16 protein-coding genes are annotated in these 17200 nt (G+C 53.8%); 6 read left to right on the forward strand and 10 right to left on the reverse strand.

Annotated features, from left to right (window positions below):
- The first annotated feature begins 11 nt into the window (after positions 1 to 11).
- Complete coding sequence (locus tag EUZ85_RS30490; protein WP_127973838.1) at positions 12 to 539, forward strand: hypothetical protein; 528 nt, start codon at positions 12 to 14, stop codon at positions 537 to 539.
- Positions 540 to 573: 34 nt separating this feature from the next.
- Here the strand turns inward: EUZ85_RS30490 and trmB are convergent, their stop codons facing one another.
- A complete protein-coding gene (trmB, locus tag EUZ85_RS30495) occupies positions 574 to 1260 on the reverse strand; it encodes a tRNA (guanosine(46)-N7)-methyltransferase TrmB (protein WP_127973839.1) in 687 nt (228 codons plus the stop codon).
- Between the two features lie 533 nt (positions 1261 to 1793).
- Between trmB and EUZ85_RS30500 the strand changes: the two genes are divergently transcribed.
- Positions 1794 to 2645 (forward strand): hypothetical protein, encoded by an 852-nt coding sequence (locus EUZ85_RS30500; RefSeq protein WP_127973840.1) that lies wholly within the window; start codon positions 1794 to 1796, stop codon positions 2643 to 2645.
- Between the two features lie 308 nt (positions 2646 to 2953).
- Here EUZ85_RS30500 and EUZ85_RS30505 read toward each other — a convergent pair whose 3' ends face one another.
- Together EUZ85_RS30505 and EUZ85_RS30510 are read right to left on the reverse strand one after the other, a co-directional pair.
- Positions 2954 to 4486, reverse strand: coding sequence for a YifB family Mg chelatase-like AAA ATPase (locus tag EUZ85_RS30505; protein WP_127973841.1), 1533 nt, complete (start codon positions 4484 to 4486; stop codon positions 2954 to 2956).
- Between the two features lie 106 nt (positions 4487 to 4592).
- Positions 4593 to 4871 (reverse strand): accessory factor UbiK family protein, encoded by a 279-nt coding sequence (locus EUZ85_RS30510; protein ID WP_127973842.1) that lies wholly within the window; start codon positions 4869 to 4871, stop codon positions 4593 to 4595.
- 411 nt (positions 4872 to 5282) lie between these two features.
- Between EUZ85_RS30510 and glnK the strand changes: the two genes are divergently transcribed.
- From glnK to EUZ85_RS30525, 3 genes are all read left to right on the forward strand, one after another.
- Complete coding sequence (gene glnK, locus EUZ85_RS30515) at positions 5283 to 5621, forward strand: P-II family nitrogen regulator (RefSeq protein WP_011400096.1); 339 nt, start codon at positions 5283 to 5285, stop codon at positions 5619 to 5621.
- 51 nt (positions 5622 to 5672) lie between these two features.
- Positions 5673 to 6944, forward strand: coding sequence for an ammonium transporter (locus EUZ85_RS30520; RefSeq protein WP_127973843.1), 1272 nt, complete (start codon positions 5673 to 5675; stop codon positions 6942 to 6944).
- 177 nt (positions 6945 to 7121) lie between these two features.
- Positions 7122 to 7373: a SemiSWEET transporter gene (locus EUZ85_RS30525; RefSeq protein ID WP_127973844.1), complete on the forward strand. Its 252-nt coding sequence runs from the start codon at positions 7122 to 7124 to the stop codon at positions 7371 to 7373.
- A gap of 15 nt (positions 7374 to 7388) precedes the next feature.
- On the opposite strand, the gene EUZ85_RS30530 is transcribed toward EUZ85_RS30525, so the two are convergent.
- From EUZ85_RS30530 to speE, 4 genes are all read right to left on the reverse strand, one after another.
- Positions 7389 to 7925 (reverse strand): murein L,D-transpeptidase family protein, encoded by a 537-nt coding sequence (locus EUZ85_RS30530; protein WP_127973845.1) that lies wholly within the window; start codon positions 7923 to 7925, stop codon positions 7389 to 7391.
- 279 nt (positions 7926 to 8204) lie between these two features.
- Positions 8205 to 9419 (reverse strand): beta-ketoacyl-ACP synthase I, encoded by a 1215-nt coding sequence (gene fabB, locus EUZ85_RS30535; protein ID WP_127973846.1) that lies wholly within the window; start codon positions 9417 to 9419, stop codon positions 8205 to 8207.
- Between the two features lie 31 nt (positions 9420 to 9450).
- Positions 9451 to 10002 carry a bifunctional 3-hydroxydecanoyl-ACP dehydratase/trans-2-decenoyl-ACP isomerase gene (gene fabA / locus EUZ85_RS30540; protein WP_127973847.1) on the reverse strand — a complete coding sequence of 184 codons (552 nt, stop codon included), beginning with the start codon at positions 10000 to 10002 and terminating at the stop codon, positions 9451 to 9453.
- Between the two features lie 221 nt (positions 10003 to 10223).
- Entirely contained in the window at positions 10224 to 11087 is an 864-nt protein-coding gene (speE, locus tag EUZ85_RS30545) for a polyamine aminopropyltransferase (RefSeq protein WP_127973848.1), read from the reverse strand.
- Positions 11088 to 11342: 255 nt separating this feature from the next.
- Here speE and speA point away from each other — a divergent pair, with 255 nt between their 5' ends.
- On the forward strand, positions 11343 to 13253 hold the full coding sequence (gene speA / locus EUZ85_RS30550; protein WP_127973849.1) for a biosynthetic arginine decarboxylase: 1911 nt from the start codon (positions 11343 to 11345) through the stop codon (positions 13251 to 13253).
- Positions 13254 to 13331: 78 nt separating this feature from the next.
- Here speA and EUZ85_RS30555 read toward each other — a convergent pair whose 3' ends face one another.
- From EUZ85_RS30555 to EUZ85_RS30565, 3 genes are all read right to left on the reverse strand, one after another.
- Entirely contained in the window at positions 13332 to 15005 is a 1674-nt protein-coding gene (locus tag EUZ85_RS30555; protein WP_127973850.1) for an alpha-amylase family protein, read from the reverse strand.
- Positions 15006 to 15208: 203 nt separating this feature from the next.
- A complete protein-coding gene (locus EUZ85_RS30560; RefSeq protein WP_127973851.1) occupies positions 15209 to 15676 on the reverse strand; it encodes a Dps family protein in 468 nt (155 codons plus the stop codon).
- 155 nt (positions 15677 to 15831) lie between these two features.
- Positions 15832 to 17196, reverse strand: a complete 1365-nt coding sequence (locus tag EUZ85_RS30565) for an ATP-binding protein (RefSeq protein WP_127973852.1) — start codon at positions 17194 to 17196, stop codon at positions 15832 to 15834.
- Positions 17197 to 17200: the final 4 nt, after the last annotated feature.

Genomic DNA, 17200 nt, shown 5'->3' on the forward strand with positions numbered 1-17200 from the left:
GGTTTCTACCTATGGACGACCCTCACCCGTCGCAGAAAAACCGCATTGCTTTCAGTCTCGCCGCCACTGTTCTTTTTGGCGGACTGATTTTCTGGATACACCCTCACCTGCAAAACGACGTCGCGCCCTGGGGCTTCGTCAGTTTCGAACTGGCCAAAAATCCATTCCGAGCAGAACTCATCCTCAACTCATGGGGTCGTGAGGGACAGTTCTGGGCGACTTGGAGCCTGATTCTGGACTTTCCCTTTCTGGTCGCCTACACCGTGCTGCTTTGCGCATTGTCGCGGGGCGCGGACAGCGACCTCAAGCATTTGTTTACAGTGGGCTTTTTGATTGCAGGGATGTGCGATGCTGTTGAGAACTTCGCTTTAGGCTTTGTACTGGGTGGCTGGCTCTATCCCCAGCTGACTGCCGCGGCCTATTATTTCGCCAGCCTGAAGTTTCTTTTGCTGATCACAGGGGTTGGTTTTCTGCTGACTCGCCTGATGCACTTCCTGCGTATCAGAATCAACCGGGAAGCGACGGTGAAATCCAACTGAAACCAGGGGCGCTCGTAACGCCCCTTGCGCAATGTCAGTCGACGCGACGGAACATGAGATCCCAAACGCCGTGTCCCAAGCGCTCGCCACGTTTCTCAAATTTGGTGACGGGGCGAGTGTCAGGGCGCGGTGAAAACTGCCCCACTCCCGCAATATTCTCCATTCCCGGCGCTTCGCTCATGATCTCCATCATGTGCTCAGCATAAGGCTCCCAATCCGTCGCCATATGGAATACGCCTCCGCTCTTCAGCTTGGCGCGAATTCGCTGTACAAACTCCAACTGCACAATCCGGCGCTTATTGTGACGTTTCTTATGCCAAGGATCGGGAAAGAACAGTTGCACGCGATCAAGCGAAGCGTCCGGCAGGCATTTATCAATCACCTCGTTAGCGTCATCCCAGAAAATACGGATATTCTCCAGGGACTGTTCCTCCATATGTCGCAATAAGGCGCCGACGCCCGGCTTGTGTACTTCAACGCCAATGAAATCGGCATCGGGCTCATTGGCGGCCATTTCCGCCAGCGACCGCCCCATACCGAAACCGATCTCCAGTACTACCGTCGAGCGGCGGCCGAACGCGCTTTCCAAGTCCAGCAGGCCGTTTTCCACAGCCAGACCTTTTTCCGGCCATAAGCGGTCAAACGCTTTTTGCTGGGAGGTCGTCATACGCCCACCTCGAATAACAAAACTGCGAATGGGGCGTAAATGTTGATTATCCATAGCTACTCTAAATCGTTACTCTAACTGCTTCAGGAAAGTCTGGTCACACCAATGAGGGAAACGCTATCGCCATCATCGGAAAACAGGGGCTGGAATGATAGGCTCCGTATAAAAAACACGCAACGACTTATCGCCTCATTTTTCATGTGCGTCCGCCTCAGCTCAGCACAAATAGTCCCGGCAATAACGCACCGAAACCTCCCCTATTCTTGCGCCATCAGGGTACTTCAGCTTCCTTGCCTCACCAGATCGCACCAAAATGGAGCAAAACATAAGCGCATTTCATTTCCACTGGATGAGCAACGCACAACTTTGGTCAGGCGCCTCGCAGAAGCCAAAACAAAAGCATTGGTCTTAGCCACCCGAAACCATGGGCTTTAAGCTAAGCTTTAAAGATAGATGATCTAACGCTCCATGAACGGCGACCAGATCAAGAGACTCCTTGGCCTTTATATTGCTTGGGCTGGAGATAGTAACCCCGGCTATTGCAGTACCGGAAACATCAACCATAGAGCTAATAATTAAAATGGAAGATGAACATATCTATTTCTAAAGTCCGCCAAGCCTATGAACGGCACCAAGCCCGGCAGCGCTGCCTGGAGCTATGCCAGCAACTGCTGGAATTGATCACCCATATTCAGCAGCATCGCGGCGCCACGCTGGCCATACTGGGAGGCGACGATTTCTTCGAAATTCGCCTTGCCGCCATCAAACCCTATGTACTCAAAGACTTACAGGAAGTGCAGCGGCTCCGGGGAGAATTGATCTCCGATGAGGGCTGGCAGAGCCTGTGCGCGGAGTGGTTCACGGTGAATTACCACTGGCGTCAGGATAGCGCCTTTCATAATTTCGAGTTGCATACCCACCTGATTCAGCAGCTATTGAAGCTATACAAGGACTTTCTGAACGGCCCTCTGTTTGAACATCTGGACATGTCCCATCAACCCGTCGCGCGTCTGTCTTTGAATGAATTGCCTGAGCTGATGGAAACCGCCGCCCAGATTCGCGGTATCGGCACTCACTGCCTGGCGTCAGGAGCGAAGGAGAAGGCCTTTGTCGACCGGCTTGGCTTTCTATCGCGCTACTTCACGCAATCCAGCCACCACATCAGCGGCCAGTATGACGTGGACGAGCTGCTGCAGGCTGGACAGCCCTGGTACAAGCTGGGGGATATCTGGCTGGGCATTGAACAGCGCATTACTGACGAGCTGACGCCCGGACGCACAGGAGAGGGACTACTTGCGGATCAGTTCTTCAGCGACAGCAGCCAGCTCGTATTCCAAACCAAACAATACGTCAAAGCAGGCCTGAAACGCCTGAAAAGCGCCACCGACAGGGAGTTGGAGACATGGATAAACAGCAGTTCCTATCATACCGGCACCTGACCCTCTTCGCCCCCGCAGAAACCGGCCCGAGACGCCTTTTTACGCTCTCAGTTCACAAGCGTTTACATTCCTGGCGCCTTTCCTTTATAGATAGACTAGAGCATTTTTTGTACAATTTAATTGACTGGGCCATGCCTATGCACCCAGTCAAGCAAATTCGATCTGAAGCGATCGAAATTGTCTTCCTAAACCCCATTTAGGAGCCCCCTTGGGCTCCTCTTTTTATGAGGCTCGCTTATTGGCAGGAAATTCAACCACTTGCCTCCATTTTCCCCACAAAAGCGTTAATCTCCCGGAAGCTCCAACGTTTAATTCGCCTGCGGCATCTCATTCTGGGGCTCCCTGCGCCGGTCTAAAGCGCGAAAGCTGAGCGACTCTAGTAAGTGCGCCGCCTGGATATGGGGGGAGCCAGATAAATCAGCGATAGTTCTCGCCACCCGCAGAACCCGGTGGTAGGCTCTAGCGGATAAACCAAGCCTTTGCAGGGCCCGCTCCAGCAACTGTCGCTCTTTTTCTCCCAACTGACAGTGTTGTTCCAGGGGCTCACCCTGCAGATATTGGTTGGCGCAGCCTGCCCGGGCCAGTTGCGTCTGTCTGGCGGTGTTTACCCGCGAAGCAATTTGAGCGCTGTTTTCTGACCTGCCGGCGCGTTGCAGCTCGTTGATAGCGACAGCGGGCACCTCGACATGCAAGTCAAAACGATCTAACAAAGGGCCGGAAATCTTTTGTCGATAGCGACTTACCTGCACTTCGGTGCACTTGCAGGCCACTTCAGGGTGGCCGGAATAGCCACAAGGGCATGGGTTCATCGCAGCGATGAGCTGAAAACGGGCGGGAAAAGTAGTCTGCTGTGCGGCTCGGGAAATCACAATTTCTCCCGACTCCATCGGCTCTCGCAATACTTCCAACACTTTTCGATCAAATTCCGGCAATTCGTCGAGAAATAACACACTATTATGCGCCAATGAGATTTCTCCAGGTTTGGGATTTGAGCCGCCGCCGACCAGCGCAACCGCAGATGCCGTATGATGCGGAGCCCTGAAACGCCGCTGTCGCCACTGTGTCATATCCAGACTAATGCCCGCCACGGAATTAACCGCCGCGGTTTCCAGCGCTTCCATTTCCGTCAGCTCGGGTAAGATGCCCACCAGACGCGACGCCAGCATGGTTTTCCCCGTTCCCGGCGGGCCGAACATCAACATATTGTGATTGCCCGCTGCGGCAATTTCCAACGCTCGTTTTGCTTGAAACTGGCCCTTGATGTCCGCCATATCTGGCGCTTTGCACCTTGGCGCTGCGCGCTCCTGCTGGCGTATCGGCGTCATGCGTTCATGTCCCAGCAGAAAGGCGGCCAACTGCCCCAGGGTGGCGGGCGCATAGACTTCCAACGCAGACACCAGACTGGCTTCCTGAGCGTTTTGCGGCGGCAACATAATTTTTGCGCCAGCCTGGGCGCAGCGAAGCGCGGCGGGCAACATACCGGCCACTGGCCGTAGTTCTCCAGAAAGCGCCAGTTCACCGTAAAATTCATATCCGGCAAGCGCTTCATCCGGCAATTGCCCTGACGCCGCCAGAACGCCAACGGCGATAGCAAGATCATAACGACCTCCCTCTTTAGGAAGATCTGCGGGGGCGAGATTGATTGTGATGCGACGGGCGGGAAATTCAAAACCGCTGTTGAGTAACGCGCTCCTGACTCGATCTTTACTTTCTTTGACTGCGGCTTCAGGAAGCCCAACGATAGACAGGGCCGGCAAGCCGTTTGACAGGTGGGCTTCGACTTTTACCAGCGGCGCTTCCACGCCAAGTTTGGCGCGCGTATTGACGATTGCGAGTGACATACTCCCTCCTTGGATAAATTCAGCCTCGTTCCTGAGGCGCTTAATATGTAGGTATTAAAACGAGACCGGCGACAGAATTCTCATCGCCGGTTAATAAAAAAGTCCGTTAGGCTTGTTCGCCTTGCTCACTCTTGGCTTGCAAAGCCGCTTCCAGTTCAACCACGCGTTTTTCCAGACTGTCCAGTTTCTCTCTGGTGCGGCGCAATACTTCCAATTGCACGTCGAACTCTTCCCGGGTCACCAGATCCAGCTTGGAGATGATGCTGGATAAAGCCGCCTTGGCTTGCTGCTGCACATCTTCATGCGCCGATTTAGCAACATCCGGCAGAAACTGGCCAAAATGCTGGTTGAACGCGTTAAGCAAATCTACTGGTGATACCGACATGGAAAGTCCTCCGTTTTTCGGAGCGGCGATTGTACCACGGCGTTCCTGGTTTGTTTATGGAATCCTCCCCGTTTCCCGCCATTGGCTGTAGAACTGAACAGAATGTGACAGCAAATCCCGTTTATAACGTTCTCTCTCTGCTTTTTTGCACGAATTTTGTGCATTTTTTTAAATGCGCACCAGCCACGGGCGCCATTTAACCTCAAACAGGGGCGTGCTGCGCTATAATTGTGCCCTGACTTTTCCACAAGGTAAGAAATATTCATCTAGTTAACTGTTTTAAATAAATTTTTTATCATTGGCACAGCAGATGCTACATCACGCACAAATTCCGCACATATTTTTGTGCGTGGTTGAGCTTGCTGATTGTGCGATTTCTATAACAGGCGGGTAGATACAAAGGAGAAAAAAATGAAACTGGTAACTGCCATTATCAAGCCATTCAAGCTGGATGATGTGCGTGAAGCACTCTCCGAGATTGGCGTTCAGGGCGTAACCGTGACCGAAGTAAAAGGGTTCGGTCGTCAGAAGGGCCACACAGAGCTGTACCGTGGCGCAGAGTATGTCGTCGACTTTCTCCCCAAGGTGAAAATCGAAGTCGCTATCGGCGATGACTTGCTCGATCAAGTCGTAGAAGCCATCACCAAAGCCGCCAACACCGGCAAAATCGGCGACGGCAAAATTTTTGTGGTGGATCTGCAACAAGCCATCCGCATAAGGACCGGCGAGACTGGTACAGACGCGATTTAACCAAAACTAACAACAACTGGTAACTGACAAGCCTAGTGCGGAGGGCTTTTCATGGAAAACAATGTTTTTCACTTACAATATGCATTAGATACCTTCTATTTTCTTGTGATGGGCGCATTGGTCATGTGGATGGCCGCCGGTTTCGCCATGTTGGAATCCGGGTTGGTGCGCGCCAAAAACACCACTGAAATTCTTACCAAAAACGTCGCGCTCTACGCCATCGCCTGCATCATGTATCTGATCTGCGGCTATGAAATCATGTATGGCAGCGGCGGATATTTCCTAAGCGCTATCATGCCCGGCGAGACCTATGTCGATGACACCCTGAAGTCATTCGCTGAGCGCGAAGGCGGCTTCACAGGAGGCGCTATCTATTCCGGCGCTTCTGACTTCTTCTTCCAGGTCGTATTTGTGGCGACCGCCATGTCCATCGTGTCCGGCGCCGTCGCCGAGCGAATGAAACTGTGGGCGTTCCTGGCTTTCGCCGTGGTGATGACTGCATTTATCTATCCGATGGAAGGTTCTTGGACTTGGGGCGGTAACGCCGTATTTGGTCTGTACAGCCTGGGCGATATGGGCTTCAAAGACTTCGCCGGTTCCGGCATTGTTCACTTGGCCGGTGCGGCGGCGGCTCTGGCTGGCGTATTGCTGCTTGGCCCACGTAAAGGCAAATATGGCCCTAACGGACAGGTTAACGCTATTCCTGGCGCCAACCTGCCTTTGGCGACACTGGGCACTTTCATCCTGTGGATGGGCTGGTTCGGCTTCAACGGCGGCTCCGTACTGAAACTAGGCGATATCGGCAACGCCAACTCCGTGGCTATCGTATTCCTGAACACTAACGCGGCAGCGGCTACTGGCGCGATAGCAGCCCTGATCACCGCCCGTCTGCTGTTCGGCAAAGCGGACCTGACCATGCTTCTCAACGGCGCCCTGGCAGGTCTGGTGGCGATCACTGCTAATCCAGACGCACCCTCTCCCGTCGCCTCATCACTGATTGGCGTAGTGGCTGGCGTGCTGGTTGTATTCTCCATCGTGACCCTGGACAAACTGAAAATCGACGATCCTGTTGGCGCGATTTCTGTACACGGCGCTTGCGGTCTACTGGGACTTCTGGTGGTTCCCTTCACAACTGACGTTAGCTTCATGGCTCAGCTAGCTGGCGCGCTCACCATCTTCGTATGGGTATTCGCAACCAGCTTGGTGGTGTGGGGCCTGATTAAAGTGATCATGGGCATCCGCGTCAGCGAAGAAGAAGAGTACGAAGGCGTAGATCTGGCGGAATGTGGGATGGAAGCCTATCCTGAATTCACCCGCGACTGATCTCTCAAATCGGCTTCAAAGAGGGCTGCCATTTGGCGGCCCTTTTTCGTGTGAGCAGGATACGGTGTTATTAGAAGTCTGCGCCCCCATCCATAACGACGGGGCGTACATATTTTCCCCTAGTTACGCTGCTGGACAGCGTGATTAAAATGCGCGCAATTCTATAGGGTTAATAAGATGTTAGCATCCATCATCGGCACACTGGCGGCGCTTCTCACCACACTGGCGTTCCTGCCTCAGGTCAGACAAACGTTGAAAACGAAAAACACATCCGGCATCTCGCTCGGCATGTATAGCATTTTCACGTTGGGCGTCTTTCTGTGGCTGCTTTATGGGATCATGATGGTAGCGTGGCCGATTATTATCGCTAATACTCTGACATTAGCGCTGGCGTCCACCGTGTTAGCGTTGAAGCTGAAGCACGGTTAATGGCCGTGCGCTGACCTACGGCAGAATTTCAATAGGCGTGCCGTCCGGCACCAAAGACCAGATCTCATCCATCGCCTGATTGTTGACGGCGATACATCCATCCGTCCAATCAAACTCGTAAAGCCAGATACTGTCACGGTCATGATTGAAACCATTGGGCCAGCCATGGATCATAATCATCCCGCCCGGCTCGCGCCCCTGGCTCTTCGCGAATTCAACGTCCTGATCATTTGGATAAGAGACGTGAATGGACTTGTGAAACGCGCTGTTAGGGTTACGCCAATCAAGAGAGTAAGTGCCTTCAGGCGTTCGCTCATCCCCTTCGAACTGTTTATGTCCCAGCGGCTTATCGCCCAAAGCGATCGGATACACCCGCAAAGGCTTCCCTTCTTTCAATAGAATCAAAAGTCTGGACGCTTTCTTTACCTGAACTTTATCCACCAGGGGAGCCATATATGCGGATTCAGACAACGCCAGCGAAGTTTGCGCCTGTTCCGCGCCGACACCGCAGGCAAAAAGAACACCCGCCAGAAATAGAGAACCTTTCCGCATGAGACCCTTTAGAAATTGAATGGATGACGCTTAACTAACAGCATAGCAAACATAAGCATCCTGCACAGATTCGAACTGTGACCAACATCTTCTATTTGTATCTCTGCTATGCGCGTGATGTTTTTTACATCACAATCAAGGAGATGCCAACCGGGTTAGATGAAAATACCAGAAAACAGGCATAAAAAAGCCCGCGCCAGGCGCAGGCTTTTTATTCTTTCGCTGTCCCGTCCTGAATATAGTTGAAACCTATTTCAGGACTAGACACGCAGAACTGGATCAGCCTTTGTATTTGCTGAAAGCCAGACAGGCGTTGGTGCCACCGAAACCAAAGCTGTTGCTCAGAACGGTATTCAGTTCCGCATCGGTAGGCTCGGTCACGATCGGGAAGCCAGCGGCTCTCTCGTCCAGCGCCTCAATGTGACGAGATGGCGCGATGAAACCGCCTTCCATCATCAACAAGCAGTAGATTGCTTCGTGTACGCCAGCAACGCCCAAAGAGTGGCCGGACAGTGATTTAGTAGAACTGATGCGCGGCAGGTTGTCGCCAAAGGCTTCTTTTACCGCTTTCAACTCAATAATATCGCCGACTGGCGTACTGGTGCCGTGAGTATTGACGTAATCCACTGGCGTGTTTACGGTAGACAGCGCCTGATGGATACAGCGTACAGCGCCTTCTCCAGATGGAGCCACCATGTCTTCGCCATCGGAAGTGGCGCCGTAGCCCACCAACTCAGCGTAGATCGGCGCGCCGCGACGCAGCGCATGCTCCAGCTCTTCTACGACGACAACCGCGCCGCCGCCAGCGATGACAAAGCCATCACGGGTGGAGCAGTATGGACGTGAAGCGCGGGAAGGGTCGTCGTTGTACTTGCTGGACAACGCGCCCATAGCGTCGAATAGAACCGCCAGGCTCCAATGCTCTTCTTCACCGCCGCCAGCGAATACGACGTCTTGCTTGCCCAACTGAATTTGTTCCCAGGCGTGACCGATACAGTGAGCGGCGGTCGCGCAAGCGGAAGTAATGGAGTAGTTAACGCCGCGAATTTTGAACGCGGTGGACAAACAGGCGTTTACAGAACTGTTCATGGTGCGGGGTACGCGATAAGGTCCCACACGCTTGACGCCTTTCTCACGCAGAATATCGACGGATTCGACGACGTTACTGGTGGAGGCTCCGCCAGAGCCCATCACGATGCCGGTGCGAGTGCTGCTCAACAGCTCTTCGTCTATCTTGGCGTCTGTGATGGCCTGATTCATAGCGATATAGGCGTACGCTGCCGCGTCGCCCATGAAGCGCAGATGCTTGCGGTCGATGTGTTCAGCGAAATCGATCTGGACGCTGCCACTGACCTGACTTCTCAAGCCCGCTTCTTTGTAGCTTTCGTTAAACCGAATGCCTGAGCGGCCAGCTTTCAGTGACTCAGCCACCTCCTCTTTGGAGTTGCCCAAGCAGGATACGATTCCCATTCCGGTTATGACGGCGCGTTTCATTCAGAAACCTCTTACATTTGCAAAGGATAACTTATTTGATTTCCGCACCGCTCATAGCGGCGGGGTCAAACAAGCCCACTCGTAAATCCTTGGCAGTATAAATGGCTTTACCGTCGACATACACGGTTCCATCAGCCAAGGCCATAATTAACTTACGAGCGATTACTCTTTTGATATCGAGAACATACTCGACGGATTTTGCGGACGGCAACACCTGACCGGTGAACTTAACCTCGCCGACCCCCAGCGCCCGGCCCAATCCTTTGTGACCTTTCCACGCCAGGAAAAAGCCTACCAGCTGCCACATGGCGTCCAGTCCGAGGCAACCTGGCATGACCGGATCGCCGACGAAATGACATTTGAAAAACCACAGATCCGGATTGATATCCAACTGCGCACGCACGACCCCGTGACCGTATGCTCCGCCTTCTGCGGAGATTTGAGACACCCGGTCGACCATCAACATCTGGTCTACGGGAAGTTTCGCAGCGCCTTCGCCAAATAACCGTCCCTGTCCGCAGGCTTGAAGTTCTTCTTTCGTATATGAAGCTTTCACTCCATGGTTTTCTGCTATTGCGTGCACGCAGTTAACTCCGATTTCTATATCACGTCCAATAGCCTGCCAACCATATACCGGCTGTATTGCCGTTTCTTGACAGGAGTTATGGTTTGCATGTTAGTGCGCCCGAAAAAAGTACGTCTATTGGACAAAGGTAGGTTCGCACCCTTTTCGGAAGGCCGGATTCCCTTATGGTATCTGGCCTTAAGCATTAAAATACAGATGTATAGAAATAAACGTTCGGACTAATCTAAGTCAAGTTCATTCTTCATGAATTCAGGCAGGGCCAAGGCGGCTTTATGCACTTCCGCATTGTAATAGCGAGTGACGAAAGGACGCTCAGCCGCATCTTCTTCACGGAAGAATTCCAGCTTCTTACCTTTACCCGCCATGGTGCAGCTCCACCAGCCGGTAGGATACACAGGCTGCGGGAACGGCAGCGTTCTGACTCCGTCAAAACCAGCCTGACGCATATCTTCATGCACTTTCTTGATGATGCTCGACGTGTGCAATAAAGGGGATTCCGTCTGCTGCACGATCATGCCGCCCTCGCGCAACGCCATGAAACAGTTGCGGTAGAAATCAACGGCGAACAGACCTTCTGCTGGTCCGACCGGGTCGGTGGAGTCGACGATAATCAGGTCGATGGACTCCAGCGGCGCATCGGCGATCCACTTGATGCCGTCGCCGAAGAAGAAGTTGGCGCGCGGGTCGCTGTTAGCGATGCACAGGTCAGGAAAATACTTCTCTGCGACGCGGGTGACGCGCTCGTCAATTTCAACTTGCCAGGCTTCTTCAACGCCAGGGTGTTTGAGCACTTCCTTCAATGTGCCGCAATCGCCGCCGCCAACAATTACGACTTTCTTCGGCGCCTGATGAGTAAACAGCGCGGGGTGGGTCATCATTTCGTGGTAGAGGAAATTGTCACGGTCAGTCAACATGACGCAACCGTCCAACACCATCAGATTACCGAAGGTTTCCGTCTCAAAGATTTCAATCTTTTGATACTGGCTCTGCTCTTCGTGCAGTTTACTTTTTACTTTGAGGGAAAACCCGGTGCCCTGGTCCTGAAAGATTTCGGTAAACCACCCGGGGATCTGCTCGCTCATTATGTTCTCCCAATGATTCTGTTAATTATTGTCGGCGCGATGCGCCTGCGGCTAAAGCAGCATATTGTAGGCGTAAGGCGCGAAGATCACAGCATTATTTTGGGATTCGCCAGCGTTTCCAGATAGCCAGGAAACGCAGAGCAATACAAAGCCCATAACTTATTAACGCTAAGGATTCCGCTTGCTTTAAAATGCCGGCCCTTGACGATAACCTTAACACTTTATCCGGGGGCATATTGCCGAGGAGACGCATTGATGGAAGATTGGACCCGCGATCACGCACTGTCCACCTACAACATCCCTTTCTGGGGAGATGGTTATATAGATGTTGACGCCGATGGCGACGTTATCATCCGCCCCAAAGGTTCAGAACATAACGCCAGCGTCAGTCTGAAAGCGCTCGCCACACAAGTCCGCGCCGCCAATCTTGGGTTGCCGGTATTGGTGCGTTTTGCGGATATTCTGCATCACAGGGTCAACCATTTATGCGAGGCGTTTAACCGCGCCGCCGAACAGCTGGCCTATTCAGGTCGCTATACCGCGGTCTATCCGGTCAAAGTGAACCAGCAACGCCGCGTCATTGAAGAAATCGTCGCTGCGCAACCCGCCGCCGCCAATGGCCAGATCGGCCTGGAAGCTGGCAGCAAGCCGGAGCTGATCGCCGTCCTGGCCATGAGCAACCCCGGCGCCACTATTGTCTGTAATGGCTACAAAGACCGTGAGTTCATTCGTCTCGCCTTGCTGGGCCAGCAGATGGGCTACAAGGTCTACATCGTCGTTGAAAAGCTGAACGAACTGACTTACGTGATGGAAGAAAGCCGTAACATGGGCGTAACGCCGCGAATTGGCGTACGCGCCCGTCTGGCCTCTATCGGCAAAGGCAACTGGCAGAATACCGGCGGCGAGAAGTCGAAATTCGGCCTGTCTTCCGTGCAGATCCTGCAGGTGCTGGACACGCTGAAACAGGCCAACGCACTGGAATCTCTACAGTTACTGCACTTCCACCTGGGGTCACAGATCGCCAATATCCGGGATATTCAGACAGGATTGCGTGAGTGCGCGCGTTTTTATGGCGAGCTTCGCCGCCAGGGCGCTGACGTAAAAATCGTCGACGTCGGCGGTGGTCTGGGCATTGACTATGAAGGCACCCGCTCCCGCAGCGCCTGTTCGGTTAACTACAGCGTGCATGAGTACGCCTTTCACGTTCTGCGTACGATCAAAGAAGAGTGCGACCGCGAAGGCATCCCTCATCCCAACGTAATTACCGAGTCAGGTCGCGCCATCACCGCACATCACGCTGTGTTGATTACCGATGTTATCGACAGAGAAAGCGTTGCGCAGCCAGATGCGGTCAAACAGCCGACTGCGGACTCTCCGTCTGTGGTCCGCGACTTATGGCAAGACTTAGAGGCGCTGAAGGATCGCAACAACCGCCGTTCCGTCATCGAGATTTACCATGACGCGGCGCATGCCCTGCAGGAAGCGCAAACGCTGTTTATCCATGGCGTACTGAGCCTGGACGACCGGGCGCAGGCCGAGACTATTTATCAGGCGTTGTGCCTGTATATTCGCGAGCATCTGCAGCCTGAAATCCGCGCGCACCGGGAAATTTATGACGAGTTGAACGAGAAGCTGGCGGACAAACTGTTCGTGAATTTTTCCCTGTTCCAGTCTCTGCCGGATATCTGGGGCATTGACCAGATCTTCCCGATACTCCCGCTAAGCGGTCTGAACAAGCGTCCAACACGACGCGGGGTCATTCAGGACATTACCTGCGACTCCGACGGACGCATAGACCAATACGTGGACAGCCACGGCATTGAAACCACATTGCCGATTCCTGAGCCGGAAAAGGATCAACCTTTCCTTCTCGGCTTTTTCCTGGTGGGCGCTTATCAGGAAATTCTTGGCGACATGCACAATTTGTTCGGTGATACCGACTCCGTAGACGTTTGCCTGGATGAGCAGGGCGACCTGTCTCTGCAACACCCCATCAGCGGAGACACAGTCGACAAAGTGCTGCGCTATGTTAACTTCGAGCCGGAGCAATTATTGCGCGCCTTCGAAGACAAAATGGCGGCGTCGGATTTGCAGGAGCAGCAGAAGCAGGACTACCTGCAAGAGCTGAAGGCGGGCCTCACCGGCTACACCTACCTGGAAGAGTAAAATCTCTAATGGGTAAACCGGACCGCAATGCGCGCCGGTTTACCCTTTCCTTTCTGATAAAGATTAAGCCTTTATCGTTTAGAGCGTGGGCGCAGTCACCAGCATAAAGCGCGCACTGTAAGGCCCAACCGGGATACTGTGGTAACCGGACAGAAGTGCGATGTCCTCTGCGCTCATCAGATCTTTCAAGCTCCCATTACTGCCCACAGTCGTTCCTTCCAGCTCAACAGTGACGGGATCGCCAGTAATATTCAGTAGATATAACACGACTTCACTACCCGCCTGCTTGCGATCGACATAGACTTTGCCGGACTGGCCATGATTAACAGACTCCCGCGTCCCCGCGTACAGGGCTGGGTGGGCGGCGCGCATCGCCATCAGGTCGCGAATGTAGTCGCGTATTGCCGTTTGTGTCGCGTCAGCCGCGAATAGCGCGCCCTCTTCCCCGCTAGGCAAACCTTCCACCTTGGCGCTGGAGCGCGAGACATGATCATCGCACAAACCTGCTTTTGCGCCCGCGCCATTATCGGATTCGCATGCAACGCGATCCGAGAAGCCGGCCACTTCATCGCCTATTTCGTCTCCGTAGTACAAGGTAATAGGGCCGGTGTAGGCGGCAAGGAAGCTGTAGGCCGCTTTGTGTAGATCGGCATAACGATCCTCCCCTGGGTTGGCGATTTTGCCCCGTTGCAGCAAGTCGCCAAAACGCACCAGATCATGATTGGTCAGAAAGCCGTTGGGGAGCGCATGCGCCGGATAGACCGCCTGTGTGCCGTATCCTTCCTTGAGCGTCGAAACGGCGGCGGAGTGATGTCCGCTTTCCTCCACTCCCAACGCCTGGACAAGTCGATAGCGCATAGGGAAGTCAAAAGAAGAGCACAAACCAGGTTGTGCTGTAGAGCCGTACGCCTGCGCAGCGATTTCCGCCTCGCCTTTCCAGATTTCTCCCACCATATATCCCAGCGGGTTCACCTGCTCTCCGTTCATGGTGTAAGTCACGCTTTTGGAGGCGTCTTCCACAGACTTGCGGATCTCTCCCCATGCGCCGGTTGGAACCTGGTAAGCCTGATCCAAGCGCCATCCATCAATTTTCAACCCTTTCACCCAATAGGCGGCGACTTCCTTGAAAAAATCCAAATCGTTGGGATAAACCGCTTCTCTCCCCGTACTCGCCTGGGCGACGCCATTAGCGCTGACCGCAAGTCCCTGTGGTGAAGGGAAGTCGCCGGCATTACTCTTAAAATGCCCGAAGACGCCGTCAAAGAAGACATAAATGCCTCGCGCGTGCGCCTGCTCCACCAGCTCCCTGGCTTGCGCCATCGTGCCGAAATTAGGATCTATGGAAAAGTAATCGCTGGTGAAATAGCCCGTCGCGTCGAGGCGGTCCGCCCATTCATCCTGCCCAGAGATGGGAGAGCTGTGAAACACCGGGGTCAACCAGATAGCGTTCATGCCCAGATTTTTGATGTAGTCCAGGGAGTCGGTAATTCCCTGCAAGTCACCACGATGATGACTGCTTCCATAGCCTGCGCCGTAATTGGCGTTCAGATCGCCGTCAATAAACGACTCCACCATCACCTGATAGATGCGTAATCCTTTGGCTTGTTCGTAAATTTCCTGATTACAGGCGTATGGCTGATAACTGGGTTCGGCGGGCGTGGAGCCGCCTGGGCTGCTTCCGCCTCCGCCGCCGCTGCATCCGGCCACTAAAACGCTGAACGACAGTAACGCCGCCGCTTTGTTCAACTGCATGAGTGCTTCCCCGTTTTTATTCTCGACCTAAGGCGCGGGCTGACGTCCGCCAAAAGTGCTCAGCGCAAGACAGCCGCCCATGATATGGCGTTAAGTAATATCACCTGTCAGACGAAAATTTATCCTTCCGGGGGGACGAGAATGGGGCGTAGGAAGAGGGAGGGAGGCTCCTCTCACTGGAAGCAGAGAGAGGAGCTGTGCGATCAAACCATGCTGCGCAACATCCAGGCAGTCTTCTCATGCACGCTCAAGCGATCTGAAAGCAGCGACGCAGAGCTTTCGTCCGTCGCCTCCTGAGCTGCTGGCAACGCCTCGCGGATATTCCGTGCAATCTGCTCGTGGTCTTTCGCCAGCACCGCCAGCATCTCATTCGCCGCAGGCACGCCGGCCTCTTCCTTCAGCGTCGCCAGCTTCTGGTAGCTGGAGTAACTACCGGGAGCGTATTCGCCCAATGCGCGAATACGTTCGGCGATAGCGTCAATGGCGGCCGCCAAATCCGTGTAGTGCATTTCCGTCAGGGCATGTACTTCCTGAAACCGGGGGCCGGTGACGTTCCAGTGAAAGTTCTGTGTTTTCAGGTACAGGGTGTAGCTGTCCGCCAGCAACCTAGACAATGAGTGCGCGATATTCTGACGGGCGTTTTCAGTTAATCCGATATTGATATCCGACATGGTCGTCTCCTTCCTGATTACTTAAAGTGGTTAAAAAGATGATAAGCCCAACCCGATAAGTAATAAATTTTATTAAAACTAAAATCATGATTGATTCTAGCTATACAACCATTAATTATTCCGTTTACGCCGCCATGTTATAGCCGATCAACGTCTCAACTAACAACCCGCCCGGGCATGATCATTTCAATCGTCACGCCATCGCTGACGCCCGAAGCCAGCTTCAGTTCGCCACGATAGCTTTCCACCAGTTCGCGCACAACGGACAGCCCAATGCCCTGACCAATCGGGCGGCTATCCAAGCGCACGCCGCGCTGTAGCGCTTTGTCCCAGTCTTGCTCGGGAATACCGGGGCCATCATTGCTGATCGATAGCGTCACGAAACCGTCCACTTCGCCAGAACCTTGAATAGACACTTCCGCATCGCCGTATTTAAAAGCGTTATCAATCAGATTCCCCAGCATCTCCATCAAGTCCGCTTCATCCGCGAGAAACGCCACATCTTCGGGCACGTTGATTTCACAATACATGCCTCGATCAGCATAGACTTTCTGTAAAACGGAGGTGACGCGATTAACCAGGGGCAGGATAGGCGTCGGTTTATGCCAGACCCCCTCCCCCCCGGCGCTGGCTCGCTTGAGCTGGTAAGTCACGACGTCATCCATACGCGCCACCTGCTCACCCAAAGTGCGCCGGCGCTCTTCTTCATTCATCTCAATGGCGCCGCGCAACACCGCCAGCGGCGTCTTCAGACTATGCGCCAGATCTCCAAGGCTATTGCGATAACGTTCCCGTTGGCGTCGCTCCACATCCAGGACAGTATTCAGCGCGTGAGTCAGCGCGGCGATTTCTTTGGGGTAGTTTTCCGACAGCGTATCCATTTCGCCTTTTTCTATCGCCCCCAGTTCTCTGGTCACGTTTTGCAAAGGCCGCAACGCCCAGCCCAGAAACAAAGCAACGATGGCGCACAAGGCGATGGTGACAATCACCAGTCCGATAGAAAGCGTGGTGGTGAAAGAACGAGATTCCTGTTCCAGCAAAGACGCTTGCTGCCAAACCTCAAAAACATAGCGACGAAAGCCGTTTTCAACGAGACCGCTATCCACCGCGAACAACGCGGGCAGTTGCACCTGCAGATAGCCCGGTTTGGCGTCTACGCGACGATGGGAAATCCGGCCCGGCTCAGTCTCCGGCGCTAACCAGGGTAAAGTCTGCGGGAGGCCCAGACTGGAGCGGGACTGCCAGACGATAAAGCCGTCGCTGTTACGCACAACGGCGACCAGACCCGACTGGGCCTGATTAAAGCGACTCTCCTGAAGTTCGTCCGGCAGTTGCAGGCTGTCGCCAGAAGGCTCCGCCGCCGCCAGTAATAAATAAAGGTGGGCGCTGAGTCGGTCGATATGCGCCCGCTCCAGACTTTCCTGATAAGCGACATAGACCACCCAACCCGCCGATACCACAAAAAAGGGAATAACCAGGGTGAGCAGCCAGAAGCGGGTGCGAAGTGAGAGCCGCCGCACAGTG

The sequence above is a fragment of the Hahella sp. KA22 genome (assembly GCF_004135205.1).
Classification (GTDB): Bacteria; Pseudomonadota; Gammaproteobacteria; order Pseudomonadales; family Oleiphilaceae; genus Hahella.